The organism is Roseburia hominis (assembly GCA_040702975.1).
Taxonomy (GTDB): domain Bacteria; phylum Bacillota; class Clostridia; order Lachnospirales; family Lachnospiraceae; genus Allocoprococcus; species Allocoprococcus hominis_A.
The window spans coordinates 118,190-141,061 of sequence record CP159990.1; the positions used below are offsets into that span (position 1 = coordinate 118,190).

Consider the following 22,872-nt stretch of genomic DNA (forward strand, 5'->3'; position numbering starts at 1 on the left):
TTTCCTTCTATTCAAAAAATTTGATTGGTTTTGCCGGGCTTCCCAACGCAGTACACCTGTCTGGAATATCTTTAACAACTACTGCTCCAGCACCTACAATACTTCCTGTACCAATCTTTTTTCCCTGAATAATCTGCATCCCGGTTCCCAATTCGCTACATTCGCCAATTTCTACATTACCAGATACATTGACACTTGGATACATAGTCACAAAATCATGAATAATGCCATCATGTCCGATAGTACAATCAAGATTAATAATCACATGGCTGCCTATTTTAATATCTACAGTAATAATTGTCCCAGCACAAATGATACAACCCTCGCCAATTTCTACTCTTTTGGAAACAATAACATCCGGATCGACTACAGTTGCAAACTGAACTTTTCCAGACAACTTTTCAACAATCGTCTTCCTGACTTTTGCAGAGCCCACGGCACAAACCGTATATACCTCTTTTTTTTCAGCTTCCTCTAGCAGATAATCACAGCCACCTAAAACTGGATATTCGCCTTCATTCTTTCCCCACAAAAAAGTGTTATCATCAATGAATCCTTTAAGATTCCAGGTAAGATTAACTTTGTTAATTCTTTCAATCAGCCAGACAACCTCTCTCCCAAAGCCGCCAGCCCCGATTATGTATAAATTTCTCATATCCATTATGCTGCCTCCTTACGCACACTTGCTCCTGGAAGCATAATAAAATATTCTGGATTTACTTGTCTGGAGGAACTACCCCCCCCCCAGACCGTTTTCTTTTGCCATATTCTTCTCCTCCGCAGGAACACCCAAATATATCCCCGCTTTACTTATATTTCTTATAACCACTGCTCCTGCGCCAATCATACAATCTCCGCAGATGCTTACATTATTGCTTACCGTTACTCCTGCACCAATCCAGGTTCTCTCCCCTACATTGACTGTACCTGCCACATGCGCACCAATAGAAATATGAACATAATCCCCAATTACACAATCATGATCGACAGATGAACAGGTGTTGATGATGCAACCTTTTCCAATTGTCGTTTCTGGATTAATAACAGCACCTGCCATTACTACTGTGCCAATTCCAATCTTTACAAATTCCGCTATGACAGCATCCGGATGAATCAATGTGGCAATCTGCACGCCAACATATTCAAGCTTTTTCTGTATTCTCTGACGAATTGAAGCATCTCCAATCGCCACAATCACATCACATTTTTGATAAACAGCTTCTTCACTTTTTCCAACCACAGGATAATCACTGCATTCTTTTACTGATTCGTTATCATCAAGGAAAACGATCTCATCATACCCATTTCTCACTGCAATATCTGCCACGACTTTACCATGACCACTTGCGCCAATAATTACCAGTTTTCTCATGATTGCACCCTCATGCTTTCGTTGGCGGTACTTTTTGTTCCCATAAACTCTTCCATGGTCGCAGAAGTTTCAGAATTAATTCCTTCCCGTTTCAATACCGTCCATACGGTCATGAAAATAATCTTCCAGTCACCAAGAAATGTTATATGATCTACATACTCTACATCATAATCAAACTTTTCTTCCCATGTGATTGAATTTCTGCCATTCACTTGTGCCAATCCTGTAAATCCAGGTCTAACCTCATGCCTTCTTACCTGATGTTCGTCATATAGTTGAAGATACTTAACCAGCAACGGACGAGGACCGCAGACCGACATCCGTCCAACGAGGATCGCCGCCAATTCTGGTAATTCATCTAAAGAAGTCGAACGAAGCATTTTACCGAAAGGTGTGAGGCGCTGTTCGTCCGGCAATAACTGACCATTTTCATCTCTTTCATCTGTCATTGTTCGAAATTTATACAGTTTAAATATCTTACCGTGTAACCCTGGCCTTTCCTGTGCAAAAAGAACCGGCGACCCAATCTTTACCCTTACCAAAATTGCAATAATTAACATGACAGGGCTTAAAACGATGCATGCCAGTAATGCACATAGAAAATCCTGTGGACGTTTTATGTACTTTTCATAAAATCCCTTTTTATGTTCCATTTGAATACCTCTTACATGAAACAATTCCTAATAACCTCAATAACCTTCTCCTGCTGTTCTTCCGTCATCTTGTTATCACTCGGCAGACACAGACCACGATTGAAAATATCCATGCCAACATCGACACAACCACCCTCAATGTAAGCATTTGTTCTTGCCCTGCCATTACCATCCCGAACCACAAATGGATTCATACGGTAAATCGGCTGCACGTGCATTGGTTTCCAGATTGGACGTCCTTCTGCATTGATGCTTGTGATAGCATCCAGAATTTCCGTTGGGCAACTCTTTCCATGCTCTGAGATATAGAGCACATCCTGTTCCCCTCTAACCTGCTTACACATAGCATCTTTATCAATAATCAAACAGCTTAACCAGTAGTTCGGTTCAGAATTCACTTCATCATATGGATTCATCTGCACCGGCAACCCCTTTAAACCTTCTTTGTATCGCTCATAAATTGCTTTCTTCTGTGCAATATGCTCTTCCAGATAAGGAAGCTGACCACGAACGACGCCTGCTATCACATTGCTCATGCGATAGTTGTAGCCAAGTTCCTCATGCTGGTACCATGGTGCATTTTCTCTAGACTGTGTAGACCATTTTCGAACCTTATTTGCCGCATTCAAATCATCTGTCAAAAGCATACCACCAGAAGAACCGGTGATAATCTTATTCCCATTAAAGGAAATTGCATTGAATGTTCCAAATGTTCCAGTCTGAGCGCCTTTGTAAGTCGCACCAAAAGATTCCGCAGCGTCTTCGATCATAACAGCACCGTGTCTAGCACAGATTGCTTTCAGTTCGTCTATCTTACCTGGTGTCCCATAAAGGTGTGCAATAACGACAACCCTCATTTCCGGATACAACTCAAACGCTTTTTCAAGTGCTGCCGGATCCATATTCCAGGTATCATACTCCGTGTCAATAAAAATAGGGATACCGCCTTCATAAACAACCGGGTTAACCGTAGCATCAAAAGTCATATCGCTTGATGCAACATATTGTCCGGCAAGTGCTCCCTTTCCCAGTTCTGGCTTTCCATACATCATCTCACCGGCAAGTTTTACTGCCAGGTGCAAAGCCGCAGTGCCTGCGGACAAAGCAACTGCATACTTACAGCCCAGCTTTTCACAAATAATTTTTTCAACCTTATTTATATTTTCGCCCACAGTAGACATCCAGTTCGTCTCGTAGGCTTCTGTTATATATTTAATCTCCTTACCGTGCATTGTCGGCGATGACAGCCAAACTTTTTTCTCAAACGGCTTCATATCATGTTTTTTGGCAAACATCGTACATTCCTCATTTACTCTAACTACATATTTTCAAGTGGTATAAACAGTGCGAATCCTTGTTCCATTTCGCTCCCCCTTCTGAGCGTGCTTTTAGGCTTTCTTTAATCCGTCTCCAATCGAACCCCCAACAAAATCTCCCTCACTTCCCCCAACAACTCCTTCTCTATCCAAACGCTCCTCTTCCGAAGCCTCTGCCTTACCATACATCCCAGATATTCCCCAAGCGCTCCCTCCGCGGCCACAATCTGCCCTTCCTCATCAACCCGGACAAGCGACCTCCTGACCACATGCGTCTCATCCTGAATACTTTCCAAAAACTCCTGCTCATCCTCCGCCACCCTCAGAAACATCTCACCCTCACTCGCAAGCAACTTACTGAGCTTCGGAATATTTTTCAATTCAAAATACACTTCTTCCGGCGAATCCGTTTGAATAAAAACATAAGCCGGGAACAATGGTTTCAGATAAACCCGATATTCCCCGCCTATTTTAAGCGTATATTCTCTTTTTATATAGAAGCAATCCGCATAACACTCTTTCGAAAGTTGCTTCTTAACCATTTTCACCAGACTGTCCTCTTGGCCGGACATCGTCTGAATCACATACCACACCTCGTCAACTCCTTTTTGGGTATGCTTCGCCATATCCGCAACTTAAATAAAAAAGTTCCGAACACTTTCCAGCATCTCCACGCTCAATATTACTCAAACTAACACACTCCATGGCCCTTACCACAGAACATATTTCCTGTTTCAGTGTTTATTAAAATAACAGAATTACTTCAACTTTTCTCTACAATCTCCAACCCCGCAGTAATATAGTCAGAAGAATTTCCATTTCTCCGCTCCACACGGGCAAGCCTTTTGTGCCTGTCGATCTTTCGGATCTGATTTTCCAACCCTATAAGCGGCCCTTCCGTAATCAACGTGACTCCATCCCGAATGATTCCTCTGGACATTTTCAAATGATGCTGCCTTCCGCAGAGACGCCTTAACATTTCTTCCTCTTCCGGAGTGACCGGTGTAAATGTTGTACTCTCATCCTGAACATTCGCCATTTTCCCGAAATTCCTAAGCTCTTCATACAACTTTCCGGAATCTTCACTCTCCAGAAATACATAGTCTGGAAACATAGGCTTTTTCTCCAAATGCCAGGTGCCCTGATATTTTCGCATCCTATCATACGTAAATGCAAAGATATCTTTCGCCGCCGAATGTGTCAAATGCTCTCTGCACATCTGTATCACATCCTGCTCATTCTCTCTGGGACAATATAATGCATACCAGATAGGAATCCCTCCTTTAGGCCATATAGTATAGGCAAATACTTTCTTAGAACATGTTAATCTAAGAGTTTCCGTTGCCAATCTGATCATGTTTGTGTGAAAGTGAGTTATAAAATTGCTATTATTGCAATTAATTTGAAATTTTTGAGGGGTAATAATCTGCCCATTACATTAAAATTCTCACGCCATTATAAAATTGATATCGTTATAAAACTTGGAAATTCCGCAAAGAAATTGACTTACATACCATAGCATGAAACGATGATGTCATAAAAACGATGACATAAATCAAAAAATATGAATAGATTTAGTTTCTATTATAAAACTATATGGAAAGTTCATGCTGCTTTCACCTCTGCTTGTCAGCAAGGATAAAGATCCACCAAGCTTTCGTTCAATCACGATTAGCAACTAATATTATCAAGAACTTTGACTGAAACAGCAAAAATATATTATAAAAATTTAATATTCGACATTTCAAAAGAAAAATGCTTGTTGTAAAATCGGTAAATGTTAACAAAACGCAACAAAATTGTGGATAGCGGTTGAATTTTCCTATGAATCCCGTTATAATAGCAAATGGAATTACGAAACCTAGAAGATAGCGTTTCCTATATTAACATGCTCTAAGAACCTTTTTCAGCAACCATCCCAAAATCTCCATTTTACGCGATCAAAAGAACCTTCAACTGGACAACCTCACGATATTGACCACCCCATTCCCAGATACACCTGCCAACAAAAAACCTGAGACCAAACCACAGTTGATTCAGCCCCAGGCCCATAACATTAACCCTATTTTTTAAAAATAAACACTGGCATCGGAGGATTATTTCCCCGATTATAATATTCATTCACAATCACGACATATTCCCTTGACGGAAGATTTTTAATAAACTCCAAAATCCGTTCCTTCTCCTCAAATCCCGTATCCCCGCCGCTATAAATGCAAAGACACATCATTCCACCATTTTTCAAAATATCCAGCCCTTTACATATCGCGGTCACACTAGTGTCCGCCGAGGTCGCAATACGGTGATCCCCTCCGGGAAGATACCCAAAATTAAAACAAATGACATCCGCGGAACATCTCTTTACATACTGGTCCATATGTTCATGCCCGTCCTTAATCAAACGTGCCCTTTCCAGACATCCCTGATCCGTAAGCAACGCTTTGGTCGCTTCCAACGCCTGATCCTGAATATCAAAGGCTATGACCTCCCCATTCTTTCCGGCAAGCTCACAAAGCAGCAAAGTATCGTTTCCATTTCCCATAGTTGCGTCGATATAAACTCCCTCTCTGGCTGCCTGCGAACGAATGATTTCATGGCACCAGTATGTGATTTGTGATTGTTTCAAATTTCTCACCCTCTCCAAATTCCTCTCATATTTGTTGCTTATTCCCCCAAATTGCTGTTTCTTTCATTTTGCCTCTCCAAATATAACAAAAATTTACTAATTTATCAAGCAGAACTCCACATTTCTACTTTTTTCGACACCTATGAGCATTCAGATATAAGGCATACCTTCGCCATACTCCGCCTCTTCTGGTCCATCGAAGAATGTACATATTTATTCAATGTAATATTCACATTCGCATGTCCCAAAATCTCGCTGAGTGATTTCACATCCATCCCATTTTCCACACACCTTGTCGCAAACGTATGTCGAAGTCCATGATAATTGATCGGCTTCATCCGGCACTGCCTCAAATAAGATTTAAAAATATTTTCCAGCGTTCGGGGCTCCACAAAATTTTCCTCATCCCCAGACAGTAAGTAGACCGCCTCTGGCAGATCCTCCAGTTTTCGCAGCCGCCCCATCAAAAATTCCGGAATCGGTATATCCCGTTTAGAAGAAATACTTTTCGGTTCCGTAACCACCACTTTTGTTTTCGTTCCCACATTGCCGTTAAAATCCTGAATCCTCTGCATCGTCCCTCTCACTTCCAGAATTCCACTCTCAAATCGAATATGCTTCCTTTGCAACGCGCAGACCTCCCCGATGCGCAGTCCCATATACAGGCTCAACAAAATCCCTGTTTTGGTCAGCTCATCATCTTCCATCAAAAACTCTTCCAAACACATTTGTTCCTTATAACTAAGTACCTGAATTTCCGGTTCCGCCGCTCTCACTTTAATGAGTTCCAGGTGACATGGAAAATCAACATTTTGCCTCCTCGCAAAGAGGCATATTTCTTTTAATACTACTAAAATATCTCGTACCGTTTTCTCGGATAGACCTCCTTTTCCGCGAATTTTTCCATTTTTTAACTTTTCTTCAATATAATCTTCTACCAATTTAGTAGTGAAATTTGAGATTTTGACCTGCCCCAGTTGCGGAAGAATATGTTTCTCCACAAGATTATAATATTTGACGTAAGAAGACTCTTTCACGTGAAATTTTACATTTCCCAGCCATGCCTTCGCAAACTCATCAAAGTATCCTTCCTCACCTCCCCTCTCCTGATATACATTCCTGCGCAAAAAACGAAACATCTTTTCTCCCAATACGTTTTCAGTTGACATAGATCATCATTCCTTCCTTTTTGAATCATTATATATTTGATGTCTTCGCAACTGGAACCAATTCATCAATATCCTTAACATTTGTATCATTTTTACAACCCACCACTGTCTTTCTTGTTAGTACAATCAATAAAAAAGTGCAAAATGTGAGACGATATGATTAAAAATAACAGAGAGGAAGGTAGAATTATGCCAAAACCAAGAACTAAGACCGGAGAAAAGAATCTGATCAGCAAACAGCTCATTGAACTTAGGAGAAAATACGATTATTCTCAAAGAGACCTGGCTTACCAGCTTCAACTGGCAGGCTATGACATGGATAAGAATGTGATTACCAGAATTGAGACAAATAAACGGTATGTCACGGATTTGGAGTTAAAAGCTCTGACGGAGATTTTCCATGTTTCTTATGATTATTTGATTAATGGGGAAGGAGGGGATGACGAAAAGGGGCAGTAATAGATAGTGCATTGTGGGGGTAAAGGGGAGTTCATTTATCCCAACTTGTCATAGATACTATAAAGTAGAACTGGTCTTCACTTTTAATGTACCCAATAACTCATCGTTGAATTGGACGCACATGACTTCCAATTCAACGATAGTGCTTTTTTCATGCAAAAATTACCGCTTTTCAGGATATCCAACCTTTTTCTTTCACAATCAAGGCGATATCTATATAAACGGAATTGCATACAGTAATTTTTCCTGCTCATAATTAGAGATTTCCGTATTTAGCAACTGCGCAATCTCCTCATTGGGGCAATAACCTTCCCGTCCCTTTTTCTGAATTCGTTTTAAGTATCGGATAGCCGGTATATATCCCTTTTTTGCTGCGCTTTCTAAATATCCAATCCCTTTCTGCATATTTCCCTGAATCTTCCGATACCCCTGACAAAGCATTCTCCCATAAGTATAGCCTCCAATTTCCGAACCGTTCTCGGCCGATTTTTTCATATAAAAGAGGCCTTCCTTTTCCTCCCCTTTGTCATAAAAATACAGTCCATACAAGTATTGTGCCACAGCATCCTCCGACTCAGCCATCATTTTAAGCATCAGAACTTCTTCCGACTTCAGCATACGATATTGCTTGTCCAAAGACATTTTGATATAAATAATAATTCTAAAACATGCCAGTTCTTCTTTATTGGGCGTCCTCCTCCCAGACTCTCTGAATTTTTGAAAACCTTCAACCGCATACGCTTCAGCAAGATTCTTCTTATCTTCCATCAACGCCTTCTTTGCAAGATACACATAAACGTTAAAGAAAATTCTATTTACATTATTGACCACAGGCAACCTTTCAAGTTCCCTTCTCATATCCACTGCATGCAGATATCTCGCAGTCGGCTCCCACTCTATTGCCTTCAAAATAACATTCTGAAATGCTGCTGAACCTTGCTGCAGCCTAGGCTTTCCTCCCTGCTTATAAAACCTGATCGGGCATTCTCCCTGTGTCAAAATATAGTACAGACTTGCTCCAAGGCTGAAAATATCACTGTTAAATCCCACCAGTTCCCTTCCATTCAACACTTCCGGCGCTCCAAAAGCCCTCGTCCCATGCGGCGTCACCTTGCTATACTGAAAAGTTAATTCCCTTGCAAGGCCAAAATCCCCAAGAATAAATCTGGGACTTCCTTCAACCCATTTAATAAAAATATTCCCCGGTTTAATATCCCGATGCAATATTTTCCTTTCTTCTAATGCTTCCAGGGCTTTTAGCACATCTATTGCAATTTGGATCAGCAATCCTTCTGTCAAATTCTGTGTCCGAACAAAATCATCCAGACATTGATACTTCTCTTCAAACATAAAAAACAGATTTGCTCTTCCCACCTTCCCGGTGCAGATTTCGCATGAATCAATAAGCCTTGTTATATACTTACAATCGCGCATTTTCATCAAAAAATGGATTTCCTGTCTCAAATATCTGACAATATGCTCATAGTAAAAATCATATGACTTATAACTTCCCTCCATCTTTGACAGGAGTTGGTCAACAGAAACTACCTTAAGTACAGCCTCTTGCCCCATCCCCAATACCTCATATACTTCTGCCATTCCTCCCTTTCCCAGGTATCTCCCTAAACTTAACGTACTTTGAACCTTCTGTTTCAGAATACGTTCAACTTCTTCAGCATACATTCTTTTTCTCCTTATTCAAGTGCATTTATGTCATTTAGCATATCTGCTGCCTGCCTGTATCCGTTCCCCTTATAGTGGCTACGCGCCTTCAAAATAATTTTTCCAAATTCAGTAGTCTGGAAACTGCGCTTTACTTTTCCCCATCCCCATAAAGAATATGGCAACTCCTTGGTCTCTGACAACATTCTGTACAAAACATTTCCTAAACAATACAGATCAAACCCTGCGTTTTCCTGATTCAACTCCCTGGCTCCTTCAAAGCCGCTCAGCACAAAGCAAGGGCTTCCTGCAATACAATCCATCATAATATTATCCTCTCGGATATTTCCATGCAGAATATGTACTTCCTCTAACACTAATAATGCATTCAAAATATCTTGCGCCACCTTTCGGGCAAGCAATTCCATATACAGATACTCCGTCCTCATCTCACTTCTCATATAATCTGCCAGAGTAACATATTTCTCCCGCCTTCTTTTAGCGAATATTGGTCTTTTTTCGATAAATGTCCGAATAACGCTATACCTTTTCTCGATAACTAAAAACATTTTTACCTCTCCGGACTCTTCCATCACAACCTCACAGTCCGCATATATATCAACAATATTTGGACAATCCCCCATTCTTTTCAGAGCGTGTAGAACGCCTCGCATTCTCGCCACCTCAGCCTTGTATCTCCCCTCCATGTTGATACTCCGGTCCACTGATCTTTTGACCAAATCCCGAACTAGAATCACTTTTGCGACAGCCTGCTGTTCCACCCCCTGAAGATAATACTCATAAACGTGCTCTCTGTTCCTTCCTTTTCCATACACATAATATCCAGGCGACATCCTCCATACAATTTGTTCCACGATTTCGGCACTCGCCAGCCGTCCTTCCTTTCCCTGATAATACTTCCGGGGAATAAAAATCGTATTGGTTCTACTTTCCTGTGCAGACACTTCTTCTGCATATATCTCCGGACTCAATAAAACTGCAAGAATCGACCAATCATCAAGTTTTTCCACTTCCAGTTCTGTCATTTGATCCAGAAGCCTTCCAAAATCCACATCATCTTCTACCAAACCGTTCACAAGGAAAGGCAGCAATTCTTTAACTGTCTCCTCTGGATTACCAAATCCTCTGTCTTTAAACATAAGCTGCGGACCATCAGACATCAGGACTGCCATAGCAGGATTCTGCTCTTTCCTATCCACAATTTTAATATAAAAATGCTCATATGCGTCCCCACTCACCGTAAAAAAAGTTTGCTGTGAGGATAACTTATTCTCAGGTCCAGACACAAAACAGATTTTCCCGGCAACATCAGCCATATATATAGCTCCATCCCCGATATGGCCGGTTAGTATAAACCTGCTATTTATAACGACAAATACCAATGTCGCAGAAAAATGTCTCAAATCCCTACACCCTACACGCCGCGCCTGCTCCCCAATATAATATATACATTGACTAAGGACTTTCTGTTTCTGCTCCTCTTTAGAGAATTTCATGAACTCTTCTAATGCAATCTGCTGAAACAGCTCTATAACTGCCCGCACATTACACTCCGATGCCATTTTTGCATACTGTGCCTGACTGGCCCCATCAGACAATGCCAACACTACCATGTCATCTGACTGCATAAAATACTCCGCAGTATCCTGGCACTGAACACCTTTTTCCTGATGGATTGTTCCTTTGCGAATAAACCGAAATATTTTCATCCGCCACTCTCCTTTTGTGAAATTTCCAAAATGCCTCATCAAAACAAATGATGTATAATTTGTTCCATTGGTGTCTCTGTATCAAGAACCGTTGCACCAATCAATTCAAAGAATGATTCAATACGATTCATTCCTGATAGCCCTTCCGAAACACAAACTATGTGGTCACCCAACTCTTTCAATTTGCTCATATTGGCTGATGCCCCACCCTGCCTTTGAATACCAGCCGCTGCAAAGGATAATTTCCGTTTTTCCTCCAATTGTCTGATTTCTTTAGCCGCCATCATATATCTCTCCTCAATCTCTTTTCCAACACTATCCGGAGCTCCAAGCCATGCACTTGGATATCCATCCGTAAGCAAAAACAATTTAGGCTGCCAATACTCTATCATATTCGCTTTATATTCTTTTTTCTTTTCCTCAAGAAGCCGAAGTGCTTCCAACAACGCCCTTCCAGTATCAGTATATCCTATAACGCCCGCTATCATAAGCTGATCTGGCTCCACATTTTCCAACGGTTCAAAATTTACCTTCACTTCCGCTTCCCCATTAAAGAAAATAACCAGCAAATCTACACTTTTTTGAAAATTAGGAGTTTCCTTCAGTTTTTTGATTAGTTTTTCCATTGCCCGATTAATAATTTCCCGCACATCCGCCGTCGAACTACTGATATCCTCCAAAATACCGATTGGTATTCGCTTCGTTGCAGCATAATTCTTTTTTTCTACTCTATACTCATTTGGATTCCATGCCATAAATGTCCACCTCCTATTTCATCGCCTCTAAAAAAATATGCATCCAGTAACCTATACTAAAATCTTTTTTAAATGTAAACGCCTCCACAAAGGCTTTCTGTAAAATCACTGGAACACCTTTCCATTTTTCTAAACAAATTGCATTCACCTCCATCTCCTCATATTCTGCTACCTTATATGGAAATTCATATGTTCCCCAAAATAATCTGTTTTCTGACGCTGCATCCAACGCTGCCTTTTGAAACAGCGGAGAATACGTTCCACAAACAAGAAGTTTGAACATCAAAACTCCAAACGCAAAATCCTGGTATCTCGGCTCAATCATAAAATTTCCCTGCTTTCCTACCAACTCTTTATGCATGTAATGTGGACGCATGCACACACCTGCGCCATAATGCATGAGTTGAAAGCTATCCGTATCTATTAAATGCATTTTTTTATTTTTGTCCAGAATAATATTATCACCATCTAAATCCACTACCAGCATATGGCACAGGTTTAACTCCAACATAACCAATGCCAGATCCTGAAGCACTTCTGCAATATCAAACTCTATACTCGTATCCACCATTGCATCTGTCAGACTGTTACCTGAAATCCGTTTTACGGCAATCCCCACAAGTTTGCCGCCATTATAAAGCAGACCTTTTGGCAATTCCACCTGCTCTCTTCCCCTGAATTTAGCGCCTTGCTGGAGCAACATCAAATATTCCATCTTCTTTAAATGATTAGAAGAAGGATATTCTTTAAATATTTTTAATACGATATCTTCTTGTTCTGAAATCCCATAGACCTTCGACTCCCCTCCTTCTCCCACGCATTCCGCTTTGCTATATTCTGCTATTTCCTTCCCTCCTATGCCTTTAGAAGTAACTTTCTGGACACTATCTATTTTAATTTTCTCTCTTGCACCATTACGAATTGTTTTTACATGACCTACGCAATCTAAAAGTCTGAGCCACTGCCTGGCCACTTTTACCGAAGCAATGCACTCGTCCGAAGAATACTGTGTATGCTCCCAACGATTGTGAAAAAACACATAATAGTTCTCCTTCTCCGAAACATTCTTCAAAAATTCTTTTAATTTTAATTGGTCTCCAAATATAAAAATCAATCTCACAGTTTTCGATGTACCCAATGCTGTAAGAGGTGCCTGAGAATAGTAAAATTCTTCCAGGTTCCCTTCTATATAGACAGCCTTTCTCTTTTTCCCCAATCGAAACACCAGCCCTACTTTTTTCCCAAACACACTTGATTTCCTTAAGAATTGAAGCTCATAATATACATTCTCCGGAAACACCCATTTCCAGGGAATTTCTTCTACGATTTTTTCCAACATTTCATCTGGGAAATTTAATATACTAGTATGAAAAACTAACATACCATTTTCATCTGGATTTAATAAATAGAATTTTTTCAGTTCATCGTACAACATGATTTTTCTCTCTTTGTATTTTATTGAACATTTATCTGAATACGTTCAACGGACAAAATTAAAATATGTAAGCCTCCCATTGGTAATCCGCAAAAAGGAACTACCCGCGGGAGGCTTTTAAGTCCTGCAACTTTATCCTTCTTCAAACATTATGCAAAAATCTTCCCGTAAGGATCATCCATCAACATATCAATATTAAAACCACTTTTTTCAAAATCCTGCTGTCTCTGCCAGCACAAAACCTGTTTCAACTGCTGATAACCAATTGACAGGTTGAACAGCGAAATCTGGCTTTTATTACTCAAATCAGACAGCCATTCATCTACGTCCAGAGGATATATTCTGCAACTATCCAAATATCGTACAAATTCTTCCTTAAACACTTCCAAAGGCAAAAGCAAAAATAATGCCACAACATCTGCGGCGACCTCTTCCAACCCTTGTGGAATGAGCGGTATCGCATAGCTGCTTTCAAAAATCTTATACTCTGAGCTGATAATCCACCGTCCAATCGCATGCGCGATTGCGTAACGCTGCGTCTTATAGCTCACAGAATTATCTACAGTAATTGTAATACGATCCCCTCTGGTAAAAATCTTCCCCAACATGCGACTGTAACGCTTTTCTCCCGTTGAGTTCAATTCCTCTCGCTCCACATGAAATCCATGCTCTCTCGCTATCATTTCGATATCGATAGGGAACCTCGGTTTTCCGCTACCTGTTTTTTCATACACATCATTTACTACTTTCTCAGCTGCCAGTGCCGCTTTTAAATACGTTCTGGTGATATTTTCGATATTCTCTACCGAAATACACCCATTAAAATAATCCCTTAAATTATTCATGAATTTCTTCCTTCTCTGCCTTTTTTAGTCCAATATTAGTGATTTTCTTAATAAATTGATAATTAAAATGCTGCTCGATCTGTTTTCCTCCTCTTTCCGTCAAAATTTGCTCGCTTTCCTTCCAGATGGCCTCATAATTTTCCTGAATTACCTCCTGATCATTGCCATTCATCTGTGCAGTCCATCGGGACAGATTCTCTCTTCTTGAATTTTCATCCCAATCCCGGATTTTAATCCTTTGCATTTCTTCCTTCAATACTGCATCTTGTATTTTTTCTATTTTCCTCCACCATATATAACAATAATCTGTCAATTCATCCAACAGCCGGAACATTTCCTTATTTTCCATGATCTCATCCCGAAAATATCCTACCGTAAAATAAGCACTTTCATTCAAAATTTCCGTGTAAATTTTCCTGCATAACTCATTCAAGTCAGAAACAGGCGGCAATTCTTTTGCTTCATCTGTCCGCGGCTGATAAACTTCAAATCTCTTCTGTAAGACCATATCAAATCCCAAACGAATCTTATCCCAAAATCCTCCTGCCTTGACTGGACGTTTCACACTATTTAAATGCGCTGCATACCTTTGATTAAATAAGTTCATAAAATCTTGATCATCTTCAAATAAATACATATCAATTTCCACACATTTTTCCAGTGCTTTTCCTTCATTGATAATTTGTGGTGTGATTTCCTTTTCCAACAATTTCGTTAACTCCTGTATCGTATTTCCCATATATGGCAACACCATATACCCTCTATTTGCATATACATATTTCTCCGTAATACTACATACATCTTCCTGAACCTCATTCACCATGAGCGCCTCATACCCTTTCCATACAAAAGATGCAAAACGGTCCGCATTGCTTTTCGTTTTCCGCTCGGCCATTTTTTTCATAAGAAGATATTTTGCATTTCTATTATAAAAGATACTGTCCAGAGGCTTACCTGACAGCACGTGAATCCTTTGATTCCCTCCAAAATCAGCAAATATTCCTACTACCGGGACATATTTCATCAACCATTGGATAAAAGAGCTTTGTGCTGCTGACTGGTCCTTAACAATACCCACAATATTTTTCAAGACAATTACCGCCCACTGCTCCAGACTCTCCTGCCAACACCTATCTCTGTTTGCTCCAAATGTCTCTTTAGCAATTTCATCAATAATATCCGGTTTCGACTCCTTGGAAAGCATCACCAGATAATTGACCCAAACATCTCCTTCATAGCGCCTGGTCGAAATTACCACAAAACGATTTTCACGGTTGAAGAAATCAGCCACTGCTATATCCGCTCGCGAACTGATCTGGCAGATATTTTTCTCCGCATCAATAAACAATTCATCCACCTTTATCTTTCCCGCTGTATCCATCACTCCGTGATCCGCCAGCTTCTGCCGATAGTCTTCCATTATTTTACCGACTTTTTGGATTGTTCTGTTCCATCTATTATCTTCTAGCCTATCATTTGTTGACAAATATTTCTTCCGCTCCTTCCCCCGCTCCAGCATATAGAAATGATAAAACAAACTAATCCCCATTAGCTGGCGCTTCCATCCCAGGTCATTCTCATTCTTTTTAACTGCCCTTTTTATCATTCTTTCCAGATTATTGCCTACCGCCTCAACAAAATCCCAGTTCTTATGATTGCCACTGTCTTCCTCAGGATTCTCCTCACTTCCTCTGTTATCGTATTTGTCCTCTTCCAGCACAAGCCTTTTCAACGCCTCAAATAATCCCTGGAAAATATCTGGTACCACGGTTTCCTGAATATATCGCTCGCCTTCCTCCGTAAATCCATTCCGGCTCAACTGCAGAAAGCTTTTCGTACTCCTATGTCCCTGGATATCAATATGCTCCAATAATTCAGCGTCATTTTTAACCTCCATGGACTCAATCCATATTCCTTTATAATACACTTTACATAGTTTTTTCTCACCGGAATTACCTCTGCCTATAATTCTACCAACACCCAGTTTGGCACTCACAGCCCGTTTTTCCAGCCACAAATAAACATCCATTTTAGTCAGATCTACCATACAGGTCCCATTGGTCAGATTGTACTTTATAATATTTTTCCCAGAATAATCTGCTTTTGAATTCTCATCAGAACACACCTGATATGCAGAACCTTCACCCGAATTACACTTATAGATCCAACTGGTATATTCTCTCAAAATCGATTCTTTATATCGACGGTTATCTTTCGTATTATCGAATACAATGTTATGGATTTTTTCTGCCAGCTTGGAGCTATAATTTCCTTCCATGTCAAACTTAACATAGGCATAGACCGGAAATAATAGATTCTCTAATTGTCTGTCAATGTCCAGCAAAATCTGTGATGTCAATTCCACGATGTCATGCTTCATCGTATCCAGCTCATACCCATCTTCAAATGGATCGTAGCCCGGCCACGCTTCCATGAATTCCTTTCTAGGCTTACATTTATCGTAACCAATAAATACCCGGAATTCTGTACCATAGGCCATCGGATTATCCAAATCATCCAGTGGCTCCACGTTAATATAGCCTTTATCTCCATTTGCACCATTACGGAATTCAATCCGGTAATGCTCTCCATTGCGCACATAAGTCTCACACAAAAACTGATCCGTGACAAGAAATACTGACTGTAAACCGATACCAAATTCCCCAGTAGGCCTCAACCAATCCGGCATCTCTCTTATCATCCGCTTACGCCCCTGATAACTGGTTCCCACATCCGAAATTGACTTAATAGTCTCTTTATCAATTCCGGTTCCATAATCACGAATACTGAACAAAATTCCATAATTCTCATTTTCATCACATTTCTCCGGAATATCTTCATATTGAATTGGACTACACACATTATTTGCATCCTGATGTGCACACTGAATCTCAATCTCAATAGGATATTCAACCGGATTAATAATCGTAGAAATATTTGTAATGGAAGGTTGCTCCTGCTCTTTTTTGTATCTCAACTTAGAACTGGATTTGAAATCACGATAGCACTGTATCTTCGTAGAATCAATCGCATTCTGCACCAATTCCCGCACGAAAGGAAAACGACCAGAGTAAATATTTTCTCCCTGAAGCAATGTAAATGCTTTTCTCTGGGAAATCTGGAACCGCATCATTGTAAGCTCCAGCGGAATCGCTTTCCCTTTTAGTAAAAGACGTGGCGCCTTAAGGGATGGCAGCGCGCCGCTAAATCCCCTCGGAGCAATACTGGACCAGTGATAACTTGCCGATTTCAGCAAATCTTCCAGCGCATCACATTCACTTCTCACCAAACGCATTGCTTCACGACTCTCACAATCGGCCTCAATCACCACTTCTTCCGGCGTTATTTTCAGCGTACGAATCGCCAAATGCTTATCATAATGCGCCTGAGACTGCATTGGAAATCTCCCTAAAAACGCCTGTGCAAAAGGATGGAAACGATCATTGTCAATATCAAGTGCATCCCCAAGCTGCAAAAGCACCGCAACAAAACGAGGATGGATCATATCCTTCTCATATCCATTTTCCTCATCAGGCAAATCCATCACATGCTGAAATTCCCAATCTGTATGCAGACTAGCACAGTCCGCAATCCGGAAAAAAATTCTCATTGGAATACCGGACATAGCGAATTCCGACTGGAGCATATCCTTCCCTTTGATCCAATCCTTTACCTTCGTTGCTACATTTTCTCCGTGCTTCCTGCGCTGGTACTCCGAAAGCATTTGAATAACAGCATAGTATGTATCCAGTTTTTCAGCATAAAGCTTCTGCTGTTTTTCATAATACTCCCTTCCACCATAATCTACCGTTTCCTCCGAACGCTTTCTATAGCATCTTTTCTTTAACTGCTGCGCAGCATACCGCATATCCTCGTCCGCACTATTTTCCAGATTATCTATCATATCGGCAAACTCGTCACTTTTAATAATATTCTCCCTGTCGCTTGCCAGCATAGCCATCCCGATATCATGGACGTATACTGTATGTAAAATGGCAAAGCAATCCGTAGCCGAAAGTTCTTTAATCCGGTTTTCTCCCAGAATCCGCTCAATATTATATAACACTGCTTCCGCATGAGAGGCATTGTGTCTACTGTAAGACGGAAAGGACGCTACCGTAAGCTCCAGAAGCCGGGTAAGCCACCCTTTATTCTGCCGCCACGCATGCCACAAAGTCGCGCTGCGCTCACTTTTTTCCGGATGCCTTTCATACATCTGAAGCTGCCCTTCAATCGTTAACCTATTTGGCATATACCTTTTACTCTCCCGCTGATAAATCATCTCTTCCTCACTCATAACTTTATCCTCGCTAGTATCGTAAATTTTACATATTTTCCTACTTTGCATACTTTCCCAATTACTATGTATATGCTTTACTATTTACTCTCATGAATATCCTTTTCTTTTTCCCGGACTACTTCGCACCATTTTCTCGCTTCATCGCTGATTAATGCCTCTATATTCATAACAAATTTATGAAATCGTTTCTCCTTTTCCGCATATTTTCCACTCCCTGTTGCATATATTCTCTGTTCCCTCCCCAGTTGATTATAAGTGTCACGATAAATAATCCACTTTTCACGTGTACGCCACATTCCCATAATTGACTCCACCAGCAAACAAATAGAGGAGGCCATTGCCGCGATCCATGGCCTATCCGCTGTTACATCAATCATTTGTATGATCGGAATGGCTGCAAGCGCAATAAACTTGATAATATTGAAACCATAATATTGATATTTACATCTCTTTGCACGTCTTGCATAATATCTAATATAATTGTTAACAACTTCAAAATATTCCTCTTCTGTTGACTCATGGCCTTTCATAAAATATAGTTCTTCTTCATAGGTATTTTTTGATTTCCCCATTCCACATTTCACTCCTGTTTATTGCTTAAACGGCTTTCTATTTAGCAACGTCACTGCCAAAATGGCTACATACTTATTAAACATTAACACTAATATAAGTTTAAATCCTTCCTATTCTTTGGGCAAGCGCGAACCTTGTCGCAATTTGTCGAACCGGAGATATTTTGCCTTCTTTCACCAGTAGGACTAAACGATGATGCTCTCATTTTTTAATATGAAATTACCCTTTCTACAAATTTCCTAAAACCAAGATCGTGGATGACGGCGGAATCAAATCCCAGACAAGCTATAAAAATGCAATAAAAATTTATGCAGCCCCGACTATATTCATATGATTCCGCGGATGCATTTCTCTCAAAATTTCAGCCTGTTTTTTCGATGCAATATGTATATAAATCTGTGTCGTTTTAATAGAACTATGCCCCAAAATCTGTTGAACACAACTCACATCCACCCCTTCCTCAATTAAATAAGTGGCAAACGAATGCCTGAACATATGAGGCGTAATGTTTCTTTCGATTTGTGCCAGTTTCGTATATTTTCTTAACATCAGCCGAATGGATTGCTCCGTATACCGATTTCCTCTATTGTTCACAAAAAAATACCCACTCTCCTTGATTGCCTGCTCGTTTTGCGCATAATACTTTCTCAGAACTGTCAGAACAGCATAATTTCCAATCTGAACATATCGTTCCTTCCCGCCTTTCCCCATAAGCCTTATAAGTCCCGTATTTAAATTGATACTATCCTCCCGTATATTCGAGATTTCATATACTCTCGCCCCAGTTGCGAAAAACATCTCTACAACCGCCGTATCCCGCAGCATGCATTTGCGGGATATCGTATTATTTCCATTTAAACATTGATACATCTGATTCAAAAGCTGCTCGATCTCCTCCCGCGGAATGATTCTTGGAAGGGTTACATTTTCTTTAAATTTAACTCTTATTTTCCGAAATGGATTTTCGTCAATGATTTCTGCCTCTTCCAGATAATTATAATACGCTTTTATGGATGCTATTTTCCTCTTTACAGTCTTCTGCTTATAATTTTTATGTAGTTGTGTAATATATTCTTCTATTTTCTCCTTTTCAGGCCTCTCCGCACCAACAAATGCAAAATACTGATGCAAATCAATGCGATACGCCTTTAATGTTTTCTTATCCAGTTCCTTTCGATATTCACAATACTCTAAATACATTTCCAGCTTATTCTCCAAGTTCATCTTTCGTTTCCTCCTTCTTTTGTCCGTAATTTGCGAGGTGCTGAATTCGCTTGTCTGACGGATTTTGGCCGTTTGTAATTCAGATATCACCTTCTTTTATTTAAACATGATACTACTTATTTCGACATTATTTTTAATGAAAATGCGAAATTTGGCATGAAGGGGGGACTTAAGGATTTTTTAGATGTTATAAATGGTAGAGTTCATTTGTTGTTGGTGAATGTAAAAACTATTCGTAGAGTTTTATTTTGGAGTGGCTTTAGATTGCACAGGATAATGGTGGATAATTAGCAGTTATCCGTTATTTGATAAATCGTTAAGGAAAGAATCGAAGATGGTGCAAACGAAAAAGCAGCCTTGAACTCTTTGATAACTGCCCTTTCGTTTGCATCAATTTCGATTTTTCCTGGTTGAACAAAGCGCATCCGGGCGGCCGCTATATATGGGCTTTCAATTCTGACGCTCTTTGCAAAACAGTATATCGCATGCCTGTGCAGATGGAGAAAAATCCCTTTAAAATCATTTCCAGAGCACCACGAATAAGCCTCCATAGGAAGCTTTTTTGAAAATATTCAGTTGCAGGTGTTTAACATAATAGGTGTGGCTCAGGCCTTGTGTAATACCTGCCAGACGGCAGAGGAATGATGTTTCCACCGCAGGATGAGCATTTGCAGACATCCTTGTTATAGAGCAGTTTGATAATAGCGGGCGCATCAAGATCTTTAAGTCTGGAAATGTATTTCTTACAGCCAAGCAGATTGCGGCATAGTATAATCTTCTTGTTTTTATTCCGAGAAGAAAGCAGGCCGTAATGCCGAATCCGCACAAAACGTTTTGGAGGAACATGCATCAGAAATCTCCGGATGAATTCTTCCCCAGGAAGTGTAAGTTCCTTCCACTGGCCTTGATTTTTGTAATCCTTAACAGTAAACGTAACCGTGGAATCCGTCATACCCTTTATTCGGTAGTTGCTTATGGCAATCCTGTGAGTATATTTGCCAAGATATTTGATAACAGACTCCGCACCACGGAATGGCTTCTTGCAATAAGGAATCCATTCTTTGGCATAGCAGGTGTCCAAAAGTTCCATGAAGGCATAATGATTTTTGTAAGGTTCCGCTGTTCCATGGAACTCCAGCTTTCCATCCGTCCATAGCTGTTTTAGCCCGGCAAGATACTTGCCCCGAAAAACCCTGGAAATGACTTTGACAGGGAGAAAAAAATCCTCACCGTTATCTTTCCAGTGGTTCTTGGCATCCAGCCCTCCGCCTAACACGATGGTGTGGATATGGGGATGGAAATTCATCGCACTTCCCCAAGTGTGGAGAATACAGATATAACCGATGTCTGCCCCAAGGTATTTTTTATCTCTGGCAAGTTCGCTTAAAGTATCTGAAGCTGCATGATACAAGGCATTATAGAGTGACTTCTGGTTGCTGTAAATGACAGGATTTAATTCCTCAGGCACAGTGAAAACCACATGAAAGTATGGGGCGTCCAGTATATCCTCCCTGCGGGCATCTACCCACTTTTCCTTCGGAAACTCCTGACACATGGGACAACACCTGTCCCTGCAGGAATTATAATGGACGGAGATACAGCCGCAGTCCTCGCAAACACTTACATTAACACCAAATGCACCGGTTTTGCAATTCATGATGTGATAAGCTGCTTTTCGCTGTGCCGCAGACAGTTCATGAGTTTTCTCATAGTCAGAATAAAAGCGGTTAAACACATCCTGTATCGTGCAGTTTTCGCTCATGATTCACCGCCTTCCGGAGCATCAAAAGGGCTGCGGATACCAAGAAGAGTTTTGTTGCTTACATGAAGGTATATATCCGTAGAGCGGGGATCAACATGACCAAGAAGGGACTGGATATATTTGATATCCGTTCCACTTTCAAACAGGTGGCTTGCAAAACTATGGCGGCACGCATGGGAAGAAACACGGCGGGTAATACCGGCGCGTCTGGCACTTTCTTTAAAGAACTGGTTGATACTGTTCGGCTCAAGGTATCCACCGGTCCATGAGCTTGGGAAAAGAATGCCTTTCGGACGGCCGCACTGATACCAGTACTCTGTGAGAAGATCCAGATTTCTCCGGGAAAGGATCGTATACCGGTCGATCCTTCCCTTTGTCTCACGGACATGAATGGTCAAGTTGGTACGGGAAATATCATCATAGTGGAGATGGATCACCTCGGATACGCGCAATCCAGAGGAATACATGGTCGCAATGATGGCTTTATGCTTCAGGTTCGTTGTTGCATCAATGATGGCATTTATCTCCTGATGGGTAAGGACTGTTGGAAGATTACGTTCCCGCTTCATTGCAGGAATTTCATCATCGTCCCAGCGTATCTTCAATACTCTTTTGTAGAAGAACTTGATTGCTGAACGATAATGATTATGTGTTTCCGGCGATCTGCCTTCCAGACGTTTCATGGTAAGAAAGGCATCTGCATCCTCGAGTGTGAGGTCAGTAACAGGCTTATTGGTGCAGCGCAGGAAATAGCTGACATCACTGCAATACAGTTGAATGGTCCGTTCTCTAAGGTTGCGTTTTTCCGCAGCTTGGCGGATGGAATTAAAAATATCTTCGTACATTATAAAACCTCCATGAATAAGTAGTTGTTAATAGTGGCAGCTACCTATCAAGGAGGTGCATTGGCATCATAATTCCGATTGCGGAAGACACCAAAAAGTGCTATTGTATTCATAGGCAGTGGGAGTCTCCGTGTTTGATTGTTTTG

At 40.7% G+C, this 22,872-nt stretch carries 19 protein-coding genes; 1 reads left to right on the forward strand and 18 read right to left on the reverse strand.

Going from position 1 to position 22,872, the window contains the following annotated elements; genetic code table 11:
- Window positions 1-7: 7 nt before the first annotated feature.
- From ABXS75_00505 to ABXS75_00540, 8 genes are all read right to left on the reverse strand, one after another.
- Entirely contained in the window at window positions 8-661 is a 654-nt protein-coding gene (locus ABXS75_00505; protein XCP85327.1) for an acetyltransferase, read from the reverse strand.
- A gap of 72 nt (window positions 662-733) precedes the next feature.
- Window positions 734-1,372: an acetyltransferase gene (locus ABXS75_00510; protein ID XCP85328.1), complete on the reverse strand. Its 639-nt coding sequence runs from the start codon at window positions 1,370-1,372 to the stop codon at window positions 734-736.
- Complete coding sequence (locus ABXS75_00515) at window positions 1,369-2,025, reverse strand: sugar transferase (GenBank protein XCP85329.1); 657 nt, start codon at window positions 2,023-2,025, stop codon at window positions 1,369-1,371. Before ABXS75_00515 ends, ABXS75_00510 begins: the two co-directional genes overlap by 4 nt.
- Window positions 2,026-2,036: 11 nt before the next feature.
- Entirely contained in the window at window positions 2,037-3,320 is a 1,284-nt protein-coding gene (locus ABXS75_00520; GenBank protein ID XCP85330.1) for a DegT/DnrJ/EryC1/StrS family aminotransferase, read from the reverse strand.
- Window positions 3,321-3,424: 104 nt separating this feature from the next.
- Window positions 3,425-3,934, reverse strand: coding sequence for a transcription termination/antitermination NusG family protein (locus ABXS75_00525; GenBank protein XCP85331.1), 510 nt, complete (start codon window positions 3,932-3,934; stop codon window positions 3,425-3,427).
- A 170-nt stretch (window positions 3,935-4,104) separates the two neighbouring features.
- Window positions 4,105-4,698, reverse strand: a complete 594-nt coding sequence (gene loaP, locus ABXS75_00530) for an antiterminator LoaP (protein XCP85332.1) — start codon at window positions 4,696-4,698, stop codon at window positions 4,105-4,107.
- A 705-nt stretch (window positions 4,699-5,403) separates the two neighbouring features.
- Window positions 5,404-6,009, reverse strand: a complete 606-nt coding sequence (locus ABXS75_00535) for a class I SAM-dependent methyltransferase (GenBank protein XCP87207.1) — start codon at window positions 6,007-6,009, stop codon at window positions 5,404-5,406.
- Window positions 6,010-6,107: 98 nt separating this feature from the next.
- A complete protein-coding gene (locus ABXS75_00540) occupies window positions 6,108-7,136 on the reverse strand; it encodes a site-specific integrase (GenBank protein ID XCP85333.1) in 1,029 nt (342 codons plus the stop codon).
- Window positions 7,137-7,325: 189 nt separating this feature from the next.
- Here ABXS75_00540 and ABXS75_00545 point away from each other — a divergent pair, with 189 nt between their 5' ends.
- Window positions 7,326-7,595, forward strand: a complete 270-nt coding sequence (locus ABXS75_00545) for a helix-turn-helix transcriptional regulator (protein XCP85334.1) — start codon at window positions 7,326-7,328, stop codon at window positions 7,593-7,595.
- 213 nt (window positions 7,596-7,808) lie between these two features.
- Here ABXS75_00545 and ABXS75_00550 read toward each other — a convergent pair whose 3' ends face one another.
- From ABXS75_00550 to ABXS75_00595, 10 genes are all read right to left on the reverse strand, one after another.
- Window positions 7,809-9,278: a protein kinase gene (locus tag ABXS75_00550; GenBank protein ID XCP85335.1), complete on the reverse strand. Its 1,470-nt coding sequence runs from the start codon at window positions 9,276-9,278 to the stop codon at window positions 7,809-7,811.
- Between the two features lie 11 nt (window positions 9,279-9,289).
- Window positions 9,290-10,987 carry a protein phosphatase 2C domain-containing protein gene (locus ABXS75_00555; GenBank protein XCP85336.1) on the reverse strand — a complete coding sequence of 566 codons (1,698 nt, stop codon included), beginning with the start codon at window positions 10,985-10,987 and terminating at the stop codon, window positions 9,290-9,292.
- 38 nt (window positions 10,988-11,025) lie between these two features.
- Window positions 11,026-11,742: a hypothetical protein gene (locus ABXS75_00560; protein XCP85337.1), complete on the reverse strand. Its 717-nt coding sequence runs from the start codon at window positions 11,740-11,742 to the stop codon at window positions 11,026-11,028.
- Between the two features lie 13 nt (window positions 11,743-11,755).
- A complete protein-coding gene (locus tag ABXS75_00565; protein XCP85338.1) occupies window positions 11,756-13,177 on the reverse strand; it encodes a hypothetical protein in 1,422 nt (473 codons plus the stop codon).
- 149 nt (window positions 13,178-13,326) lie between these two features.
- Window positions 13,327-14,022, reverse strand: a complete 696-nt coding sequence (locus ABXS75_00570; GenBank protein XCP85339.1) for a hypothetical protein — start codon at window positions 14,020-14,022, stop codon at window positions 13,327-13,329.
- Window positions 14,015-18,319, reverse strand: coding sequence for a hypothetical protein (locus tag ABXS75_00575; protein ID XCP85340.1), 4,305 nt, complete (start codon window positions 18,317-18,319; stop codon window positions 14,015-14,017). The genes ABXS75_00570 and ABXS75_00575 overlap by 8 nt, the downstream gene beginning before the upstream one ends.
- Window positions 18,320-18,399: 80 nt before the next feature.
- Window positions 18,400-18,894 carry a DUF4231 domain-containing protein gene (locus ABXS75_00580; GenBank protein XCP85341.1) on the reverse strand — a complete coding sequence of 165 codons (495 nt, stop codon included), beginning with the start codon at window positions 18,892-18,894 and terminating at the stop codon, window positions 18,400-18,402.
- Window positions 18,895-19,201: 307 nt separating this feature from the next.
- Window positions 19,202-20,119 (reverse strand): tyrosine-type recombinase/integrase, encoded by a 918-nt coding sequence (locus ABXS75_00585; protein ID XCP85342.1) that lies wholly within the window; start codon window positions 20,117-20,119, stop codon window positions 19,202-19,204.
- Between the two features lie 586 nt (window positions 20,120-20,705).
- The gene (locus tag ABXS75_00590; GenBank protein XCP85343.1) at window positions 20,706-21,881 is read right to left on the reverse strand and encodes an IS91 family transposase; all 1,176 of its coding nucleotides are present in this window, start codon (window positions 21,879-21,881) and stop codon (window positions 20,706-20,708) included.
- Window positions 21,878-22,726 carry a site-specific integrase gene (locus tag ABXS75_00595; protein ID XCP85344.1) on the reverse strand — a complete coding sequence of 283 codons (849 nt, stop codon included), beginning with the start codon at window positions 22,724-22,726 and terminating at the stop codon, window positions 21,878-21,880. The genes ABXS75_00590 and ABXS75_00595 overlap by 4 nt, the downstream gene beginning before the upstream one ends.
- Window positions 22,727-22,872 lie beyond the last annotated feature (146 nt).